A 16,278-nucleotide genomic window follows, 5' to 3' on the forward strand; every position below is an offset into this window, starting at 1 on the left:
CTTTTCACGGTGCTGCGCCATTGCCGTACTTCTCCCAGGTGCCGCGATCCGGTATGGAATCCGGTCGCTCAGGCCTTGTCTTCGACCGGTGTCAGGTTCTTCATGAAAGCAACGAAATCCGGACCCAATTCCGGGATTGGCAAACCCAGACGTTCCGCGAGGTAGAGCGTCATGAAGTTGTCGTTCAGCGACTTGTTGGTCTCAGGGATATTGCCGATACCAACCTGGCGGTCGAACGCGCCGATCGCCACCAGCGCCATGCGCAGTGCGACGACGATATCGTAGTATTCAAGGTTTCTCGCCGTCTGCCGGGTGGTCTCCTCCCAGATCGCGATCGTTTCTTGCTTGCTGGGCAGCCCTTCAAGCCGGGTAATGCCGAACCGGCGACCGAACAGGTCGTCGAAGTAAAGCCACCATGCAAGGTCGAGCTCGGCCGGTCCCAACGCCGCCAGTTCCCAGTCGATCAGCGCGTTGACGCGGCCATCGGGCGCGAACATGACGTTGGACGGTGTGGGATCGCCCCACAGTACGTTGACGGCCGCATCTTGCGGCATGTTGGCGCGCACATAAGCCATCGCCGTATCGACAATGGGCATTGCCCGCCCGCGTCCTGCGGCCTTGTGCCACGCCTCCAATGCACCGACGTATTGATCGAGGCCCGGCTCACCGTTTTCGGGTTGTGCGAGGAATTCGAACCCGTCGCGCCAGTCAATACTCGCCAGGCTGGCAAACGCCGATATGGCATTGGTAAAGGCCGCGCGCCGCTGCTCCGGCGCCATGTCGACCAGCCAGCCTTCAAGATTGTAGTTCGGGGTTTGCTTGGCGCATTCACCCGCCACTTTGCCCATCACGAGGAAAGGCAGGCCGAGAATCTCGGGATCGAGGTGCATCCCGATCCATGGCGGAACGGGGAGATCTCCGCGCGCATCGAGCGCGGCCATCATTTTCCCCTGAAGGGCCAGACTGCTGCCGAAGACGACTTCCAGGTCCATCGGCTGGCGGCGCACTACAAGTGTCTGCGCCTGGGGGCCTGCCTCGTCGACATAGTCGACCTCCACGAAGAAGATGTCGGCAGAGAAGCCCGCCCCCAATGTCACGTCGAGGGGGCGAACATGGATCTGGCGCCATTGCGGTTTCTGCCCGGCCAGCCAATCCTGCAACTGGACGGTAATGCGATCGGGGGTCAGCACGTCCATGATCACAGTCCCTTTGCAGCCAATGCGCGCTTCAGTTCGCTCGTGAGAGGACCCATGTCCTTGGGGGAGGAGCCGTGCAGTAGGATTTCGTCGGCGCCTGCATCAAGGAAGGACACCAGCTGATCGGCGCACTGCGCTGCCGTTCCCACTGCAGCCCCCTCGTCCAGCCACTGCTGGGGAATGAGACGGCTGACATCGACCAGCTCCTGACGCGTATAGGCCTGGTCGGCGGGCTTTCCATTGAGCCCTGCAATCTTGGGGTGGGCGCGAATGTCGTCGAGCACCTTCTTGTCCCAGCCGTTGATGTCGACGATCAGGTCGCCAAAACCGGGGAGTTCGAAATAGGTGATCGCGCGCCCGCCGACCACGGCCTCTTCCTCGTCCTTGGGCAGGTCGGGAGCGACAATGATATTATGGTAGATGCGCACTGACATCGGGTCGCGCCCTGCCTTTTCCGCGGCCTCGCGGACGATCCTGGTGCTGTTCTTCACGCCCTGCGCCGAAACGAAGGGATGAAGCAGCACGCCGTCGCAGTGCTCGCCTGCAAATTCGAGGCTTTTTGGCCCGATCGCCGTGAAAATGATCGGCGGGGGCGTTCCTCCGTGGCGATCGGTCAGGTTGATGGCCGGAAACTTGCCGAGGATGCCGTCGTAATCGACCTTTTCGCCGGCCCAGAGCCGGCGACAGATCCTGATCAGATCGGCAAGCCGCTCCATCGTGATGGGCGGGGATCCGAGCATCTTCATATAGGCCGGCACCGCGCGGGCGAACATGAGGCGGAACCGTTCCCCGCTCATCGCCTGCATCATGTCCGCAACGCTTGCAGTCACCAGCGGATGGCGCATCGTCGCATACATGGTTCCCGTTATGCGGATCTTCGATGTGGCCTCAGCCACAGCGCCCGCGAGCACAGCCGGTTCCTTGAGCGCATAGCGTTCGGAGATCCACACGCACCCCAGGCCGATCCGCTCGGCTTCCCGGGCTTCTTCGATGCCGCGCCGTGGGTCGTTGACACGCCCCGGCAGAACATACGTGCCGAACCTGTCGAAAAGCGCCTGTGCTCCCGGTTCCACCGCCAGCGTCATTGAAATCCTCTCGGTTCGTTATGCGCCGCAGGTTTGCGTCCGCGACGTCTATTGGCAACCTGTCAAAAGACAGGCTCGGGATGAACCTCGACATAAAGACGTGTCAGCTTGAGCGAGGCGATCTTCCATGACCCGGCCTGGCGGACATAACGCTCTGTGTAATGACCAAATCCGGCGATGGATTGCGCGCCGGGTATTGGGCTCTTGCCCGGCGCCCAGACGACGCGGTCCTGCATAGCAGTCACGACGCTCGCCTCATCCCCTTTGAGATCGATCTCCGAGGAATGAACCTGATGGGCCGACCGGGCATCCGCCACTGCAAAGCGCACCTGGTCGAGTATCGCCTCATGGCCGGTGATCGGCGCGTGTCCGGTATCCTCCTGTACGTCCATCACCGCGTCACTGGTGAAAAGGTCGATGAACCCCTCCCAGTCCTTGGTATCGAGCATGCGGCAGTAGCGCGCCTTGACGTTGCGGATCGCCTCGTAATCGAGCAGCATCGAGAGTGCGTCGTTCATCGCGTCCGTCCTTCACCAGATGATGCGGGTATGCGCTCGCAGCGCCCGCTCGCGGATTGCCTCGGCGCGTTCGTGCGGTGCCACCAAAACGGTGCCTGCCGGCAAATACTGGCGGACCTCGTTCAATTTCACCTTCTTCATGCTGGGGGTTGGACGCTCGTCAGTGTTGAACCACCGTCCCTGCACCGCGCCGCTGGAATAGCCCGAGGTATCGAGCCAGTTGTGCACGCCCGGGTCGCGCGCGGAAATAACAGCCCGAAAGACGCCGTCGACGTCGACCACGGCCTGCGCAGCATTGAGGCTGGACTGATTGTGATACCAGTCAGTCGTTTCGTAGAGCTCGTTGGTCAGGATCAAGGACCAGTACCCGACCTCCTTCGGGATCCGCACTTCGGTTATGAGGGCCTCGTCCTCGGCGAGTTCGTAGGCGCCTTCATAGTACGACTGCCGAGCAAGACCCGTCATCTGCGAGAAATCAGCCACTTTCAGAGTGTTGATCAGCCCTTCGTCTCGCAGCTTCTGGACCTTGTCGGGAAATGCCATCGCACATACCGCCGCCGTCATGGGAATCTCCGCGAACCGGTGCGCGAGCTGGGCAAGGCTTGGTCTTCCCTTGGCGGCATGTTCGGCATCCAGGCGGACGATGCCGAAGCGAGGCTCGCGCTCACAACCCCAGTCGCAGGCCACGATCCTCACCATCAACTTTTCCGTCTCGGGCTTGAGCTCCCACCAGTCGCCGTCATAATCGGCTGGACGCTGCGGCGAGAGGATAACGTCGAAACTGCCGTCAGGCGCAATCCGCAGGTCGTCGAAATCATTCGCATCCTGGGCGGGATGATGCTTCCCCGTGCGGAGCGTGTCGGGACCGAGCTGGGCCAGGATCATCATTCGCGTGGTGCCGCGATCGCCGCGAATGCGGTAAGTGCCGCCCTTCTCGATCAGCGCCGCCTTGTAAATGGTGTCTGCGTTGGGCTGGAAGATGTTCTGGCAGATATTGAGTTCGGGGACGAAGATCGGATGACTACGATCGTGCATGATTGCATCGTTCGCGGTCCTGAGCACTCCGGAGAGCAAGAGCCGCATCGATTCCTGCATGACATGCGGATCGCTGCGGAGACGCTCGGGAATGCGATCGCGCATCTGCTGACCCAGCGGACGAAGCTGGTCGAGAAGGTCTTCCCATTCGAATACGCCGTTATCGCTCATATCGCTCTCCACCTTTCTGCGACCGATCCATGCTGCACCTTGGGTCGCTCCGCTTCCCGGCATCGTCGTCAAGGCCGCGATTGTCGTCATGCCCGCACAAACCTCGCGCCTAGTCGGTGACAAGCAGCGCGCGCAGCGCCGCGCGCTGTTCCTCATCGATTCCGGCAGCGGCAAAATAACCGTCGACGCCGCCCCACCGGCTCTCCATCTCGTCAAAGGCGCGCGCGAGGAAACTGTCCTGAACGCCGATCAGCACTGCGACCATTTCGTCGGGCGGCACGAAGCCGAACGTCTTTTCAAGGTCACGCTTGAGATGATCCGACATGCGCAGATTTTCCCCGAAGACATCGGACTTGCGGTAATCTTCGGCAATCACCGCTCGCGGAACGCCCAGCAGTTCCAAGAGTAGTCCCACGACGACCCCGGTCCGGTCCTTGCCGGCCGTACAATGAACCAGCATCGGTGTTTCGCGGGAAAGAAGTGCCTCAACCATTGTCGGCAAATGGCGCAGGAAAGCCTGGGGCATCAGGCCATAGTTATGCGCCATTACTTCCGACGCACGCGAGGCACTCGGCTCCTGCCCGAGCGATGCCCACATATCCTCCCCTTGCGCGCGCAGGTCGGTATTCATGTCGAGATTGAGAAGCCTGCAATCCGGTCCGCACCAATCGTGGGGTGCCGATTGACGTTCAATGTCCGAGCGCAGATCCGCAACGCTGCGAAAACCAAGCCTCACCAGTTCTTCGCGGTGATCTTCGACGAAACTGGCCGGCCCCTCGGACCGGAAAAGAATGCCGTGCCGAACCCTTCGGCCGTCTGAGGTAGGCGTTCCGCCGATATCGCGAAAGTTCAGGCGGGATAGCGCGAGGGTCATCGTCTCAGCCCTCCACCGGGGGGAAGCTCGGGATCAGCGTTCGCATTTGTGCAAGCAATTCTGGAGACATCCAGACATGTTCAACGAAATGCCCGAGCGTTGGGCGCTCGTCGGTATAGACATAGCGCAGCATGTCTCCGACCGCGCCTTCGAACACCACCGGGTGGCGATCCTGATCGATCGAGCCCAGATGCGCTTCCCAATTCGCCATTGGCCCGCCGATCCGGGTCGCGATATGATGGAAGCGGATAGCAAGCTCATCCCCTTGCGGCAGGAAATCCCTGAACAGCGGCGCAGTGTCGCCCACCGGCTCGATCAGTTCGATTTCGACGCCCCCCACGACCGCAATGGCGATCTTGAGCACCGGCTTGCCTGTGGGATCTTCCCCTGGTTGGATGTTGCACATCTCGAAGAAGCCGGGCGTACCGTATTCCTGCTTGAGCCTCGCCATGGCAGCGGGCAGGTCATTGGTGACGTAGGCGACCTGACTGTGCAGGCTGTTTGGCCGGGCGAACATGCAATCCTCCTGATGTTAGGCTCCAGACTGGCGGCGAAATACCCTCTCGCACCTGCCGTCCGGTCAGTTGGCCGACATCTTCCCGCCATCGACGACGAGCGTGTCACCGGTGTGGTATGCTGCCATGTCGCTCGCCAGATAGACCACAGCGCCTTCCAGGTCGGCCGGGGTTCCTGCCCTTCCCAGCGGCGCTTTCGATGCGACGATATCGGCGATCTTTCGGCCGATCTCCGGGTCCGCGAACGTCATTTCCGTCTCGATGAAGCCGGGCGCTATGACATTGCAGCGCACACCGAAGTGGCCGAGCTCCGCTGCCAGCGCCTTGGCAAGCGCATTGAGCGCCCCCTTGGCGATACCGTAATGCGCCATTGTCGGCACACCCTGGAAGATCGAGCCGCTGCCGCAAATGATCAGGGAGCCCCCCGGATCGCCAGCCTCAGCGCGGGCCTTCATGTGGCGTGCACCTTCGCGCAGCGTGAAGACCGCACCGTCGAGATTGACGTCGATCAGCTGACGATACCGTGTGACGTCCATTTCGGTGAACGGCACCTGGCTTGCGATGCCTGCGTTGGCAACAAGCGTGTCGATCCGCCCCATGGCTTCGAGCGCGCGTGAGAACCCGGCGACGATGGCCGGCTCACTGGCCACATCCACACTGTCAGCAAATACCCGGACTCCATAGGCGCGCAGGGCCGCAGCCGCCTCCTCGTTCTTCTCCCGCCGGCGTCCCCAGATCACGATGTCGCTGCCTGCACGGGCAAGCCCCCGCGCGAAGCCGAAGCCAAGCCCGGAATTTGCCCCTGTGACCAATGCCACTTTACCGCTGAGGTCGAACAGGTTCTCCGGCACGCTCTATCTCCCAGTGACCGCTTTGAAGTCTGGCCCGCTCGGCGAAAGATTGCCCGTTGCGGCCTTCACATCAACAATCGGAACTTTCGCAGCCCTGCCAAAGCCATCGCCAAACGGCCTTAGTGCATCAGGGCATCCCGGAACTGCCGCGGGGTCACTCCGGTCGCCTTGCGAAATGCGGCGGAGAACGCGGCGGGACTATCGAAACCGCACTCCCACGCTATGACCTTGATAGCCATCTCGGTCTGGCTGAGCCTCTCCTTGGCTCTGAAGATTTTGCGCTCGGTGACGTAGCTGGTGAGCGTTTCGCCGGTGGCAGCTCGGAACGATCGGAAGAAATGACGCGTGGAAAGACCGCAATCTTTTGCCATTTCGGCAATTGAGGGCGGCTTTCCGGGCATTTCGATCCGCTCGTTAATTCGCTCCATTTGACGGCGCGAGAGTGCGCTGCGCGCGCTTCGATCCCCCGAATTCAGCCGCAAATACCGCTGCAACTCTATAGCCGCCTCGAGCCACATTGCCTGCACCAGCAATTCGCTGCAAAACCCGGGCTGTGCAATTTCGCCCGCAATACGCCTCAGAGCTGCGCGCACCGCCGCGCTGCGAACATCGAGCAATGCCAAACCCACATCGGCTGTTGGACGGCGCGCGTCCGCGAGATCGAAACCGGCTCCGTCAAATCCGCAACAGATGGATTTCTGCTCACCGTCACCCCAGCGCGTATGCAACCTGCTTCCCTCAGGAACGAAGACAATTTCGCCCAGCGCTCCCTCCCCGCCGCTTTCAAAGCCGCCACGCGGACGGCCTGGCCGCGGCGACAAGGCAAGATCCAGAAACCCGCGATGCGAAGTGAAGATGCCTTCCTGCCGCCCGAAAAAACGGTATCGATGGAGTTCCATCACCACGCCAGGAAGTTCGATGCGTCCTTCGATCCTGCACTCCATCTCCGGAGTGGCTGGCAGGTCGTAGATTTGTGAAACAGTGTCCATCAAACTCTCCCAGGCGCCCTTTCCCGAAACCCGCCGCGCACGGCGACTGGCGTTATGAAGCAGGATTTGGCAGAGCTGCGATGCCCGATCACCTTGCCTAGGACAGGGTCCATCTCCTTAAATGCGGCAAAGGCCAAGGGAGAGTGACATGGTCGATTCCGCTCAGAAGGGGGCAACGCGCCCCAACGTTATAGATATCACCGACCTTCATCACCCCGTGCTCGACGAAATCCAGAAGCAGGTGCTCGCCGACGCCGAAGCTGCCGCTGCGCATATTGTGTTCGAGCCGCAGGTCATTCTGGCAGCCGCCATGGCGCAGACGGGCCTTTCGGATTTCGGCGCCCAGGACTTTCAGGAACGTCTGGCGGTCTGGTGCCAGTCCATCGACGAGGACGAAAACGCCTCTGCCGTGACACGGGCAAATCTGTTCCAGATGATGATCCGCTATGCAGCAACACGTCTGCGCGTCGAGGATATCGTGAAGCGACACCCCGAGATTCTCGAAATACCGATCGAGAGGCCGATCATTGTTGCCGGCCTTCCAAGGTCCGGTACGACGCACTTGCTGGGGTTGCTTGCGGCAGACCGCCGGTTCCGTTCCCTGCCTTGGTGGGAGGCAATCGCGCCGGTAGCAGCGCCCGATGAAACGCCCACACCTCAAGATTCCAACCCGCGCTGGACAAAGGCCGAACAAGGTTGGCGCACAATGGAATCGATACTGCCCTACATGGCGATCATGCACGAATTCTCGCCCGACCACATCAGCGAGGACATCGAGCTGCAGGCAGTCGATTTCTCCTCCTATCTCATAGAATGGCTTGCCCTCGTGCCGCGCTGGCGGGACTACTATCTCAGCCACGATCAGTCCGGAACTTACGCCTATTTGCGCAAATGCATGCAAATCCTGACGTTTCTTAACGGCCCTAATCGGTGGGTCATCAAGTGCCCGCAGCACATGGAACAGCTACCGGCCCTCTACAAGACATTCCCGGATGCGACTTTCGTGCTGACCCATCGCGATCCCGTCGGCTCAATCCGCTCGCAGCTTACGATGTACACTTACGCTGCCCGGATGCTGCGCAAGACCGTCGATATCGCGGAACCGCTCGGCTACTGGCCCGATCGGTATCAGAGGTTGCTGCGTGCCTGCGTCAGGGACCGCGATGTCCTGCCAGCGGACCAGACAATCGATGTCTATTTCGATGAATGGACGCAAGCCCCGGACCGGATACTGAGAGAGATTTATCGCATCGCAGGCGTTGAGCTGACGGACGAAGCGTTGGCTGAACTCCATCGCTATCTCGCCGAGCACGGCGAACAATCGAAAGGAAAGATCGTCTACGACCTGGAACGAGATTTCCTTGTCACAGCGGAAGAGCTGCGCCGGCCGTTCGGATTCTATTTCGACCGCTTCGATGTCGAGGTTGAAGTGACGTAACTTCCTTCCGCGACCTGTCTTTCGGCAGGTCGTGAGCCGAGGCTCGCTCGCTAACAGCCATGCATCGACCAGACTCCAGCAGAGGAATGCCATGCCTGAATTGAATGTCATTACCCGTGACGGCTCGCAGCAGACGATCGCGGCTTCCGCGAATGCATCGGTAATGGAAGCCATTCGCGATTGCGGCCTCGACGAACTTCTGGCTCTTTGCGGCGGCTGCTGCTCCTGTGCGACATGCCATGTCTACGTCGATCCCTCGTTTGCAGCGACGCTGCCTCCGGTGACCGAGGATGAAAGCGACTTGCTGGATGGGTCGCCGCACCGCGGCGACAGGTCACGACTGTCGTGTCAGCTGATGATGACGGATGCGTTGTCCGGTCTTACCGTGACCATCGCTCCCGAGGATTGATAATACCAATAGACTGAACAGAGAAAGAGAGAGAGGACAAACGTGGCCTGGAAAGAATCAATTCGCGAACAACTGGACGTGTCCGCATCCCCGTTGCTCACCGATGCCCAGAAGAAGATGGTCAAGCACTGGACCGACCTTCAGGAAACCCTGAACGCGGGTGACTTCGATGGCATGGACCGCTTTTTCCATTCCGACTTTCGGTATGGAAACCCCAACCGGCCGGATCTTGGGACTTACGATCAGTGGAAGACCTCGCCGGTTGCGCTGTACAAGACCTTCTTTCCCGCCGCCTACAAGACAATCGACGCGGTGGGCAAGGGCGACGACGAGATCTGGATCTATGCGACCCACTACTGCAAGCACGTAGGCGGCCCGTACATGGGCGTGCAACCGACCGGCAACGAGTTCCAGGTGAACTGGTTCTCGATCGTCAAGTTCAAGGACGAAAAGATCGTCAGCATCTTCAGCATTTCGGACGTTCTCTCGATGCTCAAGGACATCGGTGTGATCGACGTGCCGCAGCCCGTCGACCCCTACAAGTGATTTGCACTTGCTCCCGCCGCGTTGTTCACGCGACAGGCGGGAGCAAGGCCGCCAGCAGAAAAGTGGCCAAATGGGCTGCCTGCTGGTCGGCGTGGTCCGCGTCGACCTCATGCCCGGCGCCCAATCGTTGCTGCATCGGGACCGCGCAGAAATAGTATCCAACGCCCTGCACAAGCAGGGCCATCAGGGCAGCCGTCGAAAGGCCGTGGACGGGCCGCTGGCGCCGAACCGCATCGAGAAGATCGTCCAGCCTGCGCTGGAATGGCCGCACGAAGTGCTCGACGATGTGATCCAGTCGCCAGGTCGAGCGGCAACCTTCGACGTTGGTAAGCGCGACTATGTCGCCGTTTCTCGCCGCCCACAGACAGAACCGCTCCACCAGGTGCCGCAGACGCACTTCGGCGTCAGCCTGCTCGTCGAAAGCAATTTCAACGAAGGGAGAGGCCTGGGCCATCCGCCAATCGACCGCACGGACCCACAGATCCTCCTTTCGTCCGAAACGTACATTCAGGAGATTGTGGCTGACGCCCAGCCGCTTCGAGAGGTCGCGCAAGGTCGTTGCCTCGTATCCGCGCTCTGCAAATGTGGCGAACGCAAGGCCCAGAAGCTTGTCCTCATCCAGCGCCAGGTCGGCATTCTGGGCAGGACGGCCGCGGGCGCGCTGAGGTCTATCGAGCATCTGGAAGGCCATATTCAAAAGTCATTGACTTATAAATTGTCACGCGTCAATTTAATCAAAAGGGAGAGTGGATAGACGTTATGAGTCTCGAGAATGATCTCTGGTGGGCGGTAGCCCGTTCCGAGGAAGTGACCTCCCAGAAGCCCCTGTCGGTCGATATTGGCGATCAGCCGCTCGTGCTGTGGCGGGATAACCAGGGCATTGCGCGCGCGCTCGAGGATCGCTGCCCGCACCGCAGGGCTCCTCTCTCGCTCGGCTGCATCCGCGACAATGGCTGGATTCAGTGCGGCTATCACGGATGGAGCTATGACGGCGAGACCGGGCGCCTGAAGGAAATCCCGAACATGAAGGACCAGCAGAAGTTTCCGCCGGTCTACAAGGCCAACGCGTTCGGCGTGTTCGAACAAGGCGGCTTTGTACGTGTGTGCCTGGACCCGAAGGCGAAAGTTCCACTAATAGCCGAGGACAAGTATAACTACTGCGGCACTGCAAACGTGAGTTGCAGCCATCAGGAGTATCTCAATGCGCTCTATGACGATCCCAGCCTGATCCTCAAGATCAGGGGCGTCCGCTTCACGCCTTATCTCATGTCCGAACTTCATGAAGAAGATGGCATGCTGGTGATGGAGCGCAATTGTCAGTGGAGCACGCCGCACTGGCCATCGCACTTTGTGGCAGAATTTCCGCTGACGTTGCTGACGCGGACGCACCCGCAGACCGGTCAAACCACGCTCATCCTGCGCGATGATCAATTCAACGAGCTCGTGCGAGCGGTGCTGTGTCCCGTTCCCTCGGCGCGGGGCGTAACGGCTGTACGTTGGAGATCTGCACTGGGTGTGCGCCAACCCGGCCTGCACGGCGCAATTCTGCGGGGCATCAATCCGCTTTCGGTGCTGTCTTCGGTAGATGGATCCAGGCTGCGCGCCACGAAACCCACCGTCTCACTGCACGGCGAGGACCTGCGCGGCGCAATGCTCGAACAGACCCCGCTCGTGCGCGACAAGACCGAAGCGGCCTGAAGGAGAACCTAGAGATGCTTGAAGTCGCTGATCGTTCCGCCGAACACGACGGAAGTCCCCCTTCCGGCACCGGCACCGGCCAGATCGCGCTGAATGCGATCAACCGCTGGGTGCCGCACAATATCGTCATGCGCGATACGTGGTTTCCAGTCGCGCACAATTATTCCGTGACGGCCAAGCCCGTCCGACGTGCGGTCTATTCCCATCCGGTGTTTCTCTGGCGCGAGAATGGCAGCGTGATCGCCAGTGAATTCCATCCGAACGAGCGGATAGCGCGCGACAAGAGCGAATATACCGACGCCCGCGGGTGCTATCCGGTGATGGAGCACTACGGCGTCGTGTGGGTCTGGTTCGGCAATCCGCTCGCAGCAGATCCGGTACACCTTCCGAGCCTGCCGTTCCTGCCGCCGGACGGCGGACTTCCGCGGCACATGACCGCGACAGTACGCTTTGAGAGCGCTGCACCGATCAGCCTCGAAAACCTAATCGACCTTACGCACGCCGATTTCCTTCATGCCGATGTCGTGGGGGATGAGCGATCGGACAGCGAGACGGTGGAAACCTTCTACGACAGCGAAACGGTCACCATGGTTCGCACCTGCGTGAACAAGTCGGTCGCGCCGGTGATGAAGTTTTTCAGCGGCATCAGGCAGCCCACGCAAAACGTGCGCCAGGTCATTCGCATCTACCTCCGCTCGCACTGCGCGATCGCCTATGGCCGGTTCAGCCCAGGGGACGACGTCCCTCTTTTCCATCCGTGTACACCCGAAACGCGGGATCGCACGCGCATGGAAATGGTGATGAACACGACCAATGCCGGGCTCATGTTCCGTCATGTCATGCCGAAAGCTGGCTACAAGGTTTCGCGCCAGGACAGCTACATGACCTCCCCGCAGAGCCCGCGCTACATGCGTCATACTGACCGCAAGGACCTCCACAGCAAGTTCGACCAGGCCGGTCAGCGTTACCGCATGGCGATGATGGAGTTGGCCGATCGGCAAGCCAACGGCGATTTCGCCTATCGCGACAACGTCAGCGCAGATTGCAGCGAGATCATCGGACTTCGCAAGGAACTCTTCCGGTTCTGACCTGACCTCTCCCCTTGGGCGGACATTAATGTCCGCCCTTTTTTTATCTTCGGAGTACTCATGCCCGAGCTTGTCAATGCCGTCGGCGCGGAGCGCCGCTGGTGGGGCGTCATGCCCACTCTTTCCGCCCCGATCATGGCCGGCATTGGCCAGCAAATGGAGCAGGTCGGATTCGAAGGCTGCTTCTCTCTGCAGATTTACGGCCCTCCGTTCATTCCGATGACGGCGACTGCCGCACTGACCCGTAGCCTCAAGGTCGGCACTGGCGTGGCTATCGTCGGCACGCGCAGTCCTCTCGAAACGGCCTATGCGGCGATAGAAGTTGACCGAATCTCCGAAGGGCGCTTCGTGCTGGGCCTTGGCTCCAGCATCAAGAGCTGCGTGACCGGCATGTACGGAGAGCCGGAACGCAAGCTGTTGACGCACCTGCGGGAGAGCGTCGGCGTCATCCGTTACGTGATCGCCAATGCGCATAAGGGCCTCGATCCGATCAAGGGCGAATACTTCACCGCCGATTTCGAGGAAATGATGCTGACCCCGCCGCCGGTTCGCGAGCGCATTCCGATCTGGATCGCGGCGCTCCAGGACAAGATGACCGCGCTGGCGCTCGAAATCGGCGACGGGCTCATGGTGCACGCCCTTTGGTCTGCGGCCTACACCAGGAGCAAATTGCCCTTCATGAATGAGACACTGGCAAAGCACGGCCGCAGCCGTCAGGATATCGAGATTAATGCGTGGCCCTGGATCGCGGTCAACGACGACAAACAGCAGGCGATCAACGACAGCCGTGCTACGGTTGCCGCCTATTCCGGCTACAAGGAATATGAGCCATTCTTCGAGGCGATCGGCTTTGGAGATCAGGCACGGGCCTGCCAACTGAGCCTCGGCGAACATGGAGACATTGCAAAAGTGATCGGCAATGTCTCCGACGAGATGGTGGAGGCCTTCGTCACCTGCGGACCCGTCGATGAGGTGCTTGAGAAGATCGAACCCTTCTGGGAGGTGGTCGATTCGCTTTGCCCGATGACGCCTTACCGCGATCTAACGCTGGAACAGTTGACCCAGTACAATTCAGGCCTCTTCCAATTGGTCGCTGCCGCTAAGACACGAGCAGGCACGGCAATTCCGGCGCCGGCCTGATCAGCGTAGCCTATTGCACCATTTGCCGAGAAAGAATGCCACGGGCCGGCGTCGGGGATTAAGATTGCCCCCGCGCATGCCCGTGCAGGCGAAACGCGAAATTGGTGCCACCGGGCCATGGTACGCAGCGGATGTGTGCGCTGCCCACCTTGTCATCGCTGCCTGCTGCGGAATCCGGACCATCAGATTGGCCGGCTTTGCTGCGATGAAGCCCCGATTGCGGTTTGCTGGCGGCGACGGAGCGACCGGATTTTGGCGACGCAAAGCGTACTCTCAACGCGAAAATACTGAATGGATGTGCGGCTCGGCAACGCCTCGTTCAAGAACGGCCGACGGCGATCGAATAAGGCAGATCACCCATGTGCGATCGAACTTGACCACCAGTCCAACTCGGTTGCCTCCTGGGAGATGCGAAACCGTACTTGCTCGCATGCGAGAGCCACTACGTCGCGGGCTGCCGCCAGCCCGCAGAATGTGCATCGGATCATCTCGTCCATATAGTCATGCGGATCGCTTATTCCGCGAACGAGGCGCCGCCGAGCTTCGACAGTCATTCCCACGATGAGGTCTACGGCGGCGTCCGCCGATGTGAACATTATCTGGCCACCATCCCTGGCACCCTCCACCGCATCGCGAACCATGAGGTCAAACGCTCGCTCGCGCGCAAAATAATCCACAAAGTCGATGCGGCAGGTAAAGCCTCCCCACCGCGGATCGTGTAGCGCGCGCAGCATCACCATCATCGCACCGCCCACGGCCCGCACCAGTGGATCAGAAATATCCTCGAACAAGCGGCGATAATCGGCGATCATGCCCACCGTCATCGCCTCCGCCAACTCCTCGACTACCGCATCGATGGAATCGAAATACTTGTAGAAACTCCCACGCGAGACGTCCGCCAGCTTAATCACGTCGTCGATGAGGACATGCTGCGCGGGCTGGCCTGGCTGGTAGAGTTCAAGTACCGCCTCAATCAGCCTCTGCCGCATCCGCTCGCGCCGCAGCGCTGCTGCCTTGCTGCGCGGATCCGGCTCTTGAAGGTGGGAGGCAACCGAGGACATGCTGTCCTATTGCATGGGATGGAAATAGCGCGCAAGCAAGCTGCCATCATCGCTGAACACATACTGTTCGATGCTATATGCAGTGATGGCTTGCCCCTGATATTCCCCTTCGTTGCGGACGTAGATTACGGCTTCGTTGCCGCTGACTTTCACATCTTCCACGAAAAGCTTCCAGCCCGCATATTCACGGCATAGCGCCTCCAGCTTGTCCCACCCTTCCTGGATCGGACCTGTTGCTGGATCCTGCACCCTAAACCCTCCAGGCGCGATAGCCCTGAACGCCGCCAAAAAATCGTCGAGCCGCCCGGCGGTGAACATCTCGGCTTGCTCTTTGAGGAAGGTCGCGATTGCCTGAGGTGTTGGAATGGGCATCGTTTTCTCTCCTGTGGTGAAAGGGTTATCGGTCGTTTGAAAGGACAGGCACCGGCCCGATGTCGGGAATGAGGCGGATGTTCGATGCACGGCCTGTGATTGCCCGCCCGTAAAGCTCCAGGGACAAATGGCTATTGAGCGCGTTGTGGCGCGTGCCCACGCTGAGGTCACGCCAGAAGCGCTGCAAGGGATTGGACAACGCGAAGGCACCAGGTCCGGCCACGTCCATCAGCCGCTCGCCTGCCCCACGCAGTAGTTCCATGGCATAACCACAGTCCGCCTGGATCCGCGCCTTGTCGTATCCAGTCAAGACCCGTTGCTGTGCCGCCTCGTCCAGCATCGCGGCAGCTTGACGGACGTGCAGCCAGGCCGAGTCGATTTCCATTGCCGCGCGTCCTGTCATTCCGATCAGGGCTTCGGAGGCAGTCTGAGTGGTAAAAGTCCAGCCTACGACCGGCCGCCGGTCCATCACTTCTACTACGTGCTCCAGCATCGCCATTGCTGCGCCGAGCATCGGCGCCAACACGCCCAGCGGGAACAACGGCTCCATCGGCCAGCGGTCCCGCGCCTCGAGACCTTCCATCTCGAGGAGCACTTCTGGTGGAGGTGTATCACTGGGTTTCAGGATCAACTCTTCCGGCACGAACACGTTTTCGGCAACGATCATGTTGCTCCCCGAGCCGGCCATACCTGCAACATGCCAGTTGTCCTCGATGGAACATGCCGGATCATGAAGGTCCAAGAATGCCATGGCTGGCTGCGCGCCAACCGCTGTATCAAGCATGATGCCGTTCAGCGCCCAATCGGCATGAAGGCATCCGGAACCGTATCCCCACCGTCCCGAGACGAGGTAACCGCCGGGTACTCCCGTCGCGTTGCCGCTGGGCGCCGATGCGCTGCAGAACAGTTCACCCCCATGACGAAAAAGCAGCTCTGTCATCGACGGCCCTAATCCAAGAGCAGTACCGGTTATTCCGCTCAGCAAACCGTAGGCCCAGCCGGTGCCCGGGCAGGCACGAGCGAGTTCCGCCACCGTTTCAATATGGGTGATCAGTTTATGCCCCGGCCCTCCAGCGCGCCGGGGTGCAGTAATGTGAAACAAGCCGGAGTTGCGCAAAGCCTCCATCACCGGCGCGACGATGCAGCGTTCCTTTTCGCATCTGTCGGCATTTGCCGCGAGCAATGGGCGTAATGCGCGAGCCGCGTTCACAGGATTCTCGACGCAGGCGACAGTCAATTTACCAGTGTGAAACGTGCCGATTTGCATCCCCGCCTCCTATAATGACAAATTC

General features: G+C 60.4%; 18 protein-coding genes. 6 read left to right on the forward strand and 12 right to left on the reverse strand.

What is annotated here, in order from left to right; all coding sequences use genetic code 11:
- Positions 1-68: 68 nt before the first annotated feature.
- The 8 genes from AC1VVM_RS22920 to AC1VVM_RS22955 all read right to left on the reverse strand — a co-directional run bounded on the left by AC1VVM_RS22920 (position 69) and on the right by AC1VVM_RS22955 (position 7,234).
- Positions 69-1,196 (reverse strand): phosphotransferase family protein, encoded by a 1,128-nt coding sequence (locus AC1VVM_RS22920; protein WP_133085080.1) that lies wholly within the window; start codon positions 1,194-1,196, stop codon positions 69-71.
- 2 nt (positions 1,197-1,198) lie between these two features.
- Positions 1,199-2,281: a TIGR03857 family LLM class F420-dependent oxidoreductase gene (locus tag AC1VVM_RS22925; protein WP_482956630.1), complete on the reverse strand. Its 1,083-nt coding sequence runs from the start codon at positions 2,279-2,281 to the stop codon at positions 1,199-1,201.
- 62 nt (positions 2,282-2,343) lie between these two features.
- On the reverse strand, positions 2,344-2,799 hold the full coding sequence (locus AC1VVM_RS22930; RefSeq protein ID WP_482956631.1) for a nuclear transport factor 2 family protein: 456 nt from the start codon (positions 2,797-2,799) through the stop codon (positions 2,344-2,346).
- Positions 2,800-2,811: 12 nt separating this feature from the next.
- Entirely contained in the window at positions 2,812-4,068 is a 1,257-nt protein-coding gene (locus tag AC1VVM_RS22935; protein ID WP_482957367.1) for a DUF1214 domain-containing protein, read from the reverse strand.
- A 46-nt stretch (positions 4,069-4,114) separates the two neighbouring features.
- A complete protein-coding gene (locus AC1VVM_RS22940; protein ID WP_133085076.1) occupies positions 4,115-4,879 on the reverse strand; it encodes a tyrosine-protein phosphatase in 765 nt (254 codons plus the stop codon).
- Positions 4,880-4,883: 4 nt separating this feature from the next.
- A complete protein-coding gene (locus AC1VVM_RS22945; RefSeq protein ID WP_482956632.1) occupies positions 4,884-5,396 on the reverse strand; it encodes a VOC family protein in 513 nt (170 codons plus the stop codon).
- Between the two features lie 63 nt (positions 5,397-5,459).
- Complete coding sequence (locus AC1VVM_RS22950) at positions 5,460-6,245, reverse strand: SDR family NAD(P)-dependent oxidoreductase (RefSeq protein ID WP_133085074.1); 786 nt, start codon at positions 6,243-6,245, stop codon at positions 5,460-5,462.
- Positions 6,246-6,364: 119 nt separating this feature from the next.
- Entirely contained in the window at positions 6,365-7,234 is an 870-nt protein-coding gene (locus tag AC1VVM_RS22955) for a helix-turn-helix transcriptional regulator (RefSeq protein ID WP_482956633.1), read from the reverse strand.
- A 148-nt stretch (positions 7,235-7,382) separates the two neighbouring features.
- Here AC1VVM_RS22955 and AC1VVM_RS22960 point away from each other — a divergent pair, with 148 nt between their 5' ends.
- The 3 genes from AC1VVM_RS22960 (at position 7,383) to AC1VVM_RS22970 (ending at position 9,627) form a co-directional block, all read left to right on the forward strand.
- Entirely contained in the window at positions 7,383-8,672 is a 1,290-nt protein-coding gene (locus AC1VVM_RS22960; RefSeq protein ID WP_482956634.1) for a sulfotransferase family protein, read from the forward strand.
- A 91-nt stretch (positions 8,673-8,763) separates the two neighbouring features.
- Positions 8,764-9,081, forward strand: coding sequence for a 2Fe-2S iron-sulfur cluster-binding protein (locus tag AC1VVM_RS22965; protein WP_482956635.1), 318 nt, complete (start codon positions 8,764-8,766; stop codon positions 9,079-9,081).
- Positions 9,082-9,123: 42 nt separating this feature from the next.
- Positions 9,124-9,627: an ester cyclase gene (locus AC1VVM_RS22970; protein WP_133085070.1), complete on the forward strand. Its 504-nt coding sequence runs from the start codon at positions 9,124-9,126 to the stop codon at positions 9,625-9,627.
- A gap of 25 nt (positions 9,628-9,652) precedes the next feature.
- Here AC1VVM_RS22970 and AC1VVM_RS22975 read toward each other — a convergent pair whose 3' ends face one another.
- Positions 9,653-10,306 (reverse strand): TetR/AcrR family transcriptional regulator, encoded by a 654-nt coding sequence (locus tag AC1VVM_RS22975; protein WP_482956636.1) that lies wholly within the window; start codon positions 10,304-10,306, stop codon positions 9,653-9,655.
- Between the two features lie 80 nt (positions 10,307-10,386).
- Here AC1VVM_RS22975 and AC1VVM_RS22980 point away from each other — a divergent pair, with 80 nt between their 5' ends.
- Genes AC1VVM_RS22980 through AC1VVM_RS22990 form a run of 3 tightly spaced genes read left to right on the forward strand, consistent with a single transcriptional unit; the run spans position 10,387 to position 13,553 of the window.
- Positions 10,387-11,325, forward strand: a complete 939-nt coding sequence (locus AC1VVM_RS22980; protein ID WP_482956637.1) for a Rieske 2Fe-2S domain-containing protein — start codon at positions 10,387-10,389, stop codon at positions 11,323-11,325.
- Between the two features lie 14 nt (positions 11,326-11,339).
- Positions 11,340-12,413: an aromatic ring-hydroxylating oxygenase subunit alpha gene (locus AC1VVM_RS22985; RefSeq protein ID WP_482956638.1), complete on the forward strand. Its 1,074-nt coding sequence runs from the start codon at positions 11,340-11,342 to the stop codon at positions 12,411-12,413.
- 60 nt (positions 12,414-12,473) lie between these two features.
- Entirely contained in the window at positions 12,474-13,553 is a 1,080-nt protein-coding gene (locus tag AC1VVM_RS22990) for an LLM class flavin-dependent oxidoreductase (RefSeq protein ID WP_482956639.1), read from the forward strand.
- A gap of 353 nt (positions 13,554-13,906) precedes the next feature.
- Here AC1VVM_RS22990 and AC1VVM_RS22995 read toward each other — a convergent pair whose 3' ends face one another.
- From AC1VVM_RS22995 to AC1VVM_RS23005, 3 genes are read right to left on the reverse strand one after another with little or no spacing between them, the layout of a single operon-like run.
- Complete coding sequence (locus AC1VVM_RS22995; protein ID WP_482956640.1) at positions 13,907-14,614, reverse strand: TetR/AcrR family transcriptional regulator; 708 nt, start codon at positions 14,612-14,614, stop codon at positions 13,907-13,909.
- Positions 14,615-14,620: 6 nt separating this feature from the next.
- Positions 14,621-14,986 carry a hypothetical protein gene (locus AC1VVM_RS23000; protein WP_482906103.1) on the reverse strand — a complete coding sequence of 122 codons (366 nt, stop codon included), beginning with the start codon at positions 14,984-14,986 and terminating at the stop codon, positions 14,621-14,623.
- Between the two features lie 25 nt (positions 14,987-15,011).
- Complete coding sequence (locus tag AC1VVM_RS23005; protein ID WP_482956641.1) at positions 15,012-16,253, reverse strand: acyl-CoA dehydrogenase family protein; 1,242 nt, start codon at positions 16,251-16,253, stop codon at positions 15,012-15,014.
- Positions 16,254-16,278 lie beyond the last annotated feature (25 nt).

This window comes from Novosphingobium sp. BL-S-33 (assembly GCF_056857025.1).

Excerpts from the sequence above, each read along its gene's own strand:
- AC1VVM_RS22920 (WP_133085080.1), bottom strand. The coding sequence starts at position 1,196 with ATGGACGTGCTGACCCCCGATCGCATTACCGTCCAGTTGCAGGATTGG.
- AC1VVM_RS22925 (WP_482956630.1), bottom strand. The coding sequence starts at position 2,281 with ATGACGCTGGCGGTGGAACCGGGAGCACAGGCGCTTTTCGACAGGTTC.
- AC1VVM_RS22930 (WP_482956631.1), bottom strand. The coding sequence starts at position 2,799 with ATGAACGACGCACTCTCGATGCTGCTCGATTACGAGGCGATCCGCAAC.
- AC1VVM_RS22935 (WP_482957367.1), bottom strand. The coding sequence starts at position 4,068 with ATGCCGGGAAGCGGAGCGACCCAAGGTGCAGCATGGATCGGTCGCAGA.
- AC1VVM_RS22940 (WP_133085076.1), bottom strand. The coding sequence starts at position 4,879 with ATGACCCTCGCGCTATCCCGCCTGAACTTTCGCGATATCGGCGGAACG.
- AC1VVM_RS22945 (WP_482956632.1), bottom strand. The coding sequence starts at position 5,396 with ATGTTCGCCCGGCCAAACAGCCTGCACAGTCAGGTCGCCTACGTCACC.
- AC1VVM_RS22955 (WP_482956633.1), bottom strand. The coding sequence starts at position 7,234 with ATGGACACTGTTTCACAAATCTACGACCTGCCAGCCACTCCGGAGATG.
- AC1VVM_RS22960 (WP_482956634.1), top strand. The coding sequence starts at position 7,383 with ATGGTCGATTCCGCTCAGAAGGGGGCAACGCGCCCCAACGTTATAGAT.
- AC1VVM_RS22965 (WP_482956635.1), top strand. The coding sequence starts at position 8,764 with ATGCCTGAATTGAATGTCATTACCCGTGACGGCTCGCAGCAGACGATC.
- AC1VVM_RS22975 (WP_482956636.1), bottom strand. The coding sequence starts at position 10,306 with ATGCTCGATAGACCTCAGCGCGCCCGCGGCCGTCCTGCCCAGAATGCC.
- AC1VVM_RS22980 (WP_482956637.1), top strand. The coding sequence starts at position 10,387 with ATGAGTCTCGAGAATGATCTCTGGTGGGCGGTAGCCCGTTCCGAGGAA.
- AC1VVM_RS22985 (WP_482956638.1), top strand. The coding sequence starts at position 11,340 with ATGCTTGAAGTCGCTGATCGTTCCGCCGAACACGACGGAAGTCCCCCT.
- AC1VVM_RS22990 (WP_482956639.1), top strand. The coding sequence starts at position 12,474 with ATGCCCGAGCTTGTCAATGCCGTCGGCGCGGAGCGCCGCTGGTGGGGC.
- AC1VVM_RS22995 (WP_482956640.1), bottom strand. The coding sequence starts at position 14,614 with ATGTCCTCGGTTGCCTCCCACCTTCAAGAGCCGGATCCGCGCAGCAAG.
- AC1VVM_RS23000 (WP_482906103.1), bottom strand. The coding sequence starts at position 14,986 with ATGCCCATTCCAACACCTCAGGCAATCGCGACCTTCCTCAAAGAGCAA.
- AC1VVM_RS23005 (WP_482956641.1), bottom strand. The coding sequence starts at position 16,253 with ATGCAAATCGGCACGTTTCACACTGGTAAATTGACTGTCGCCTGCGTC.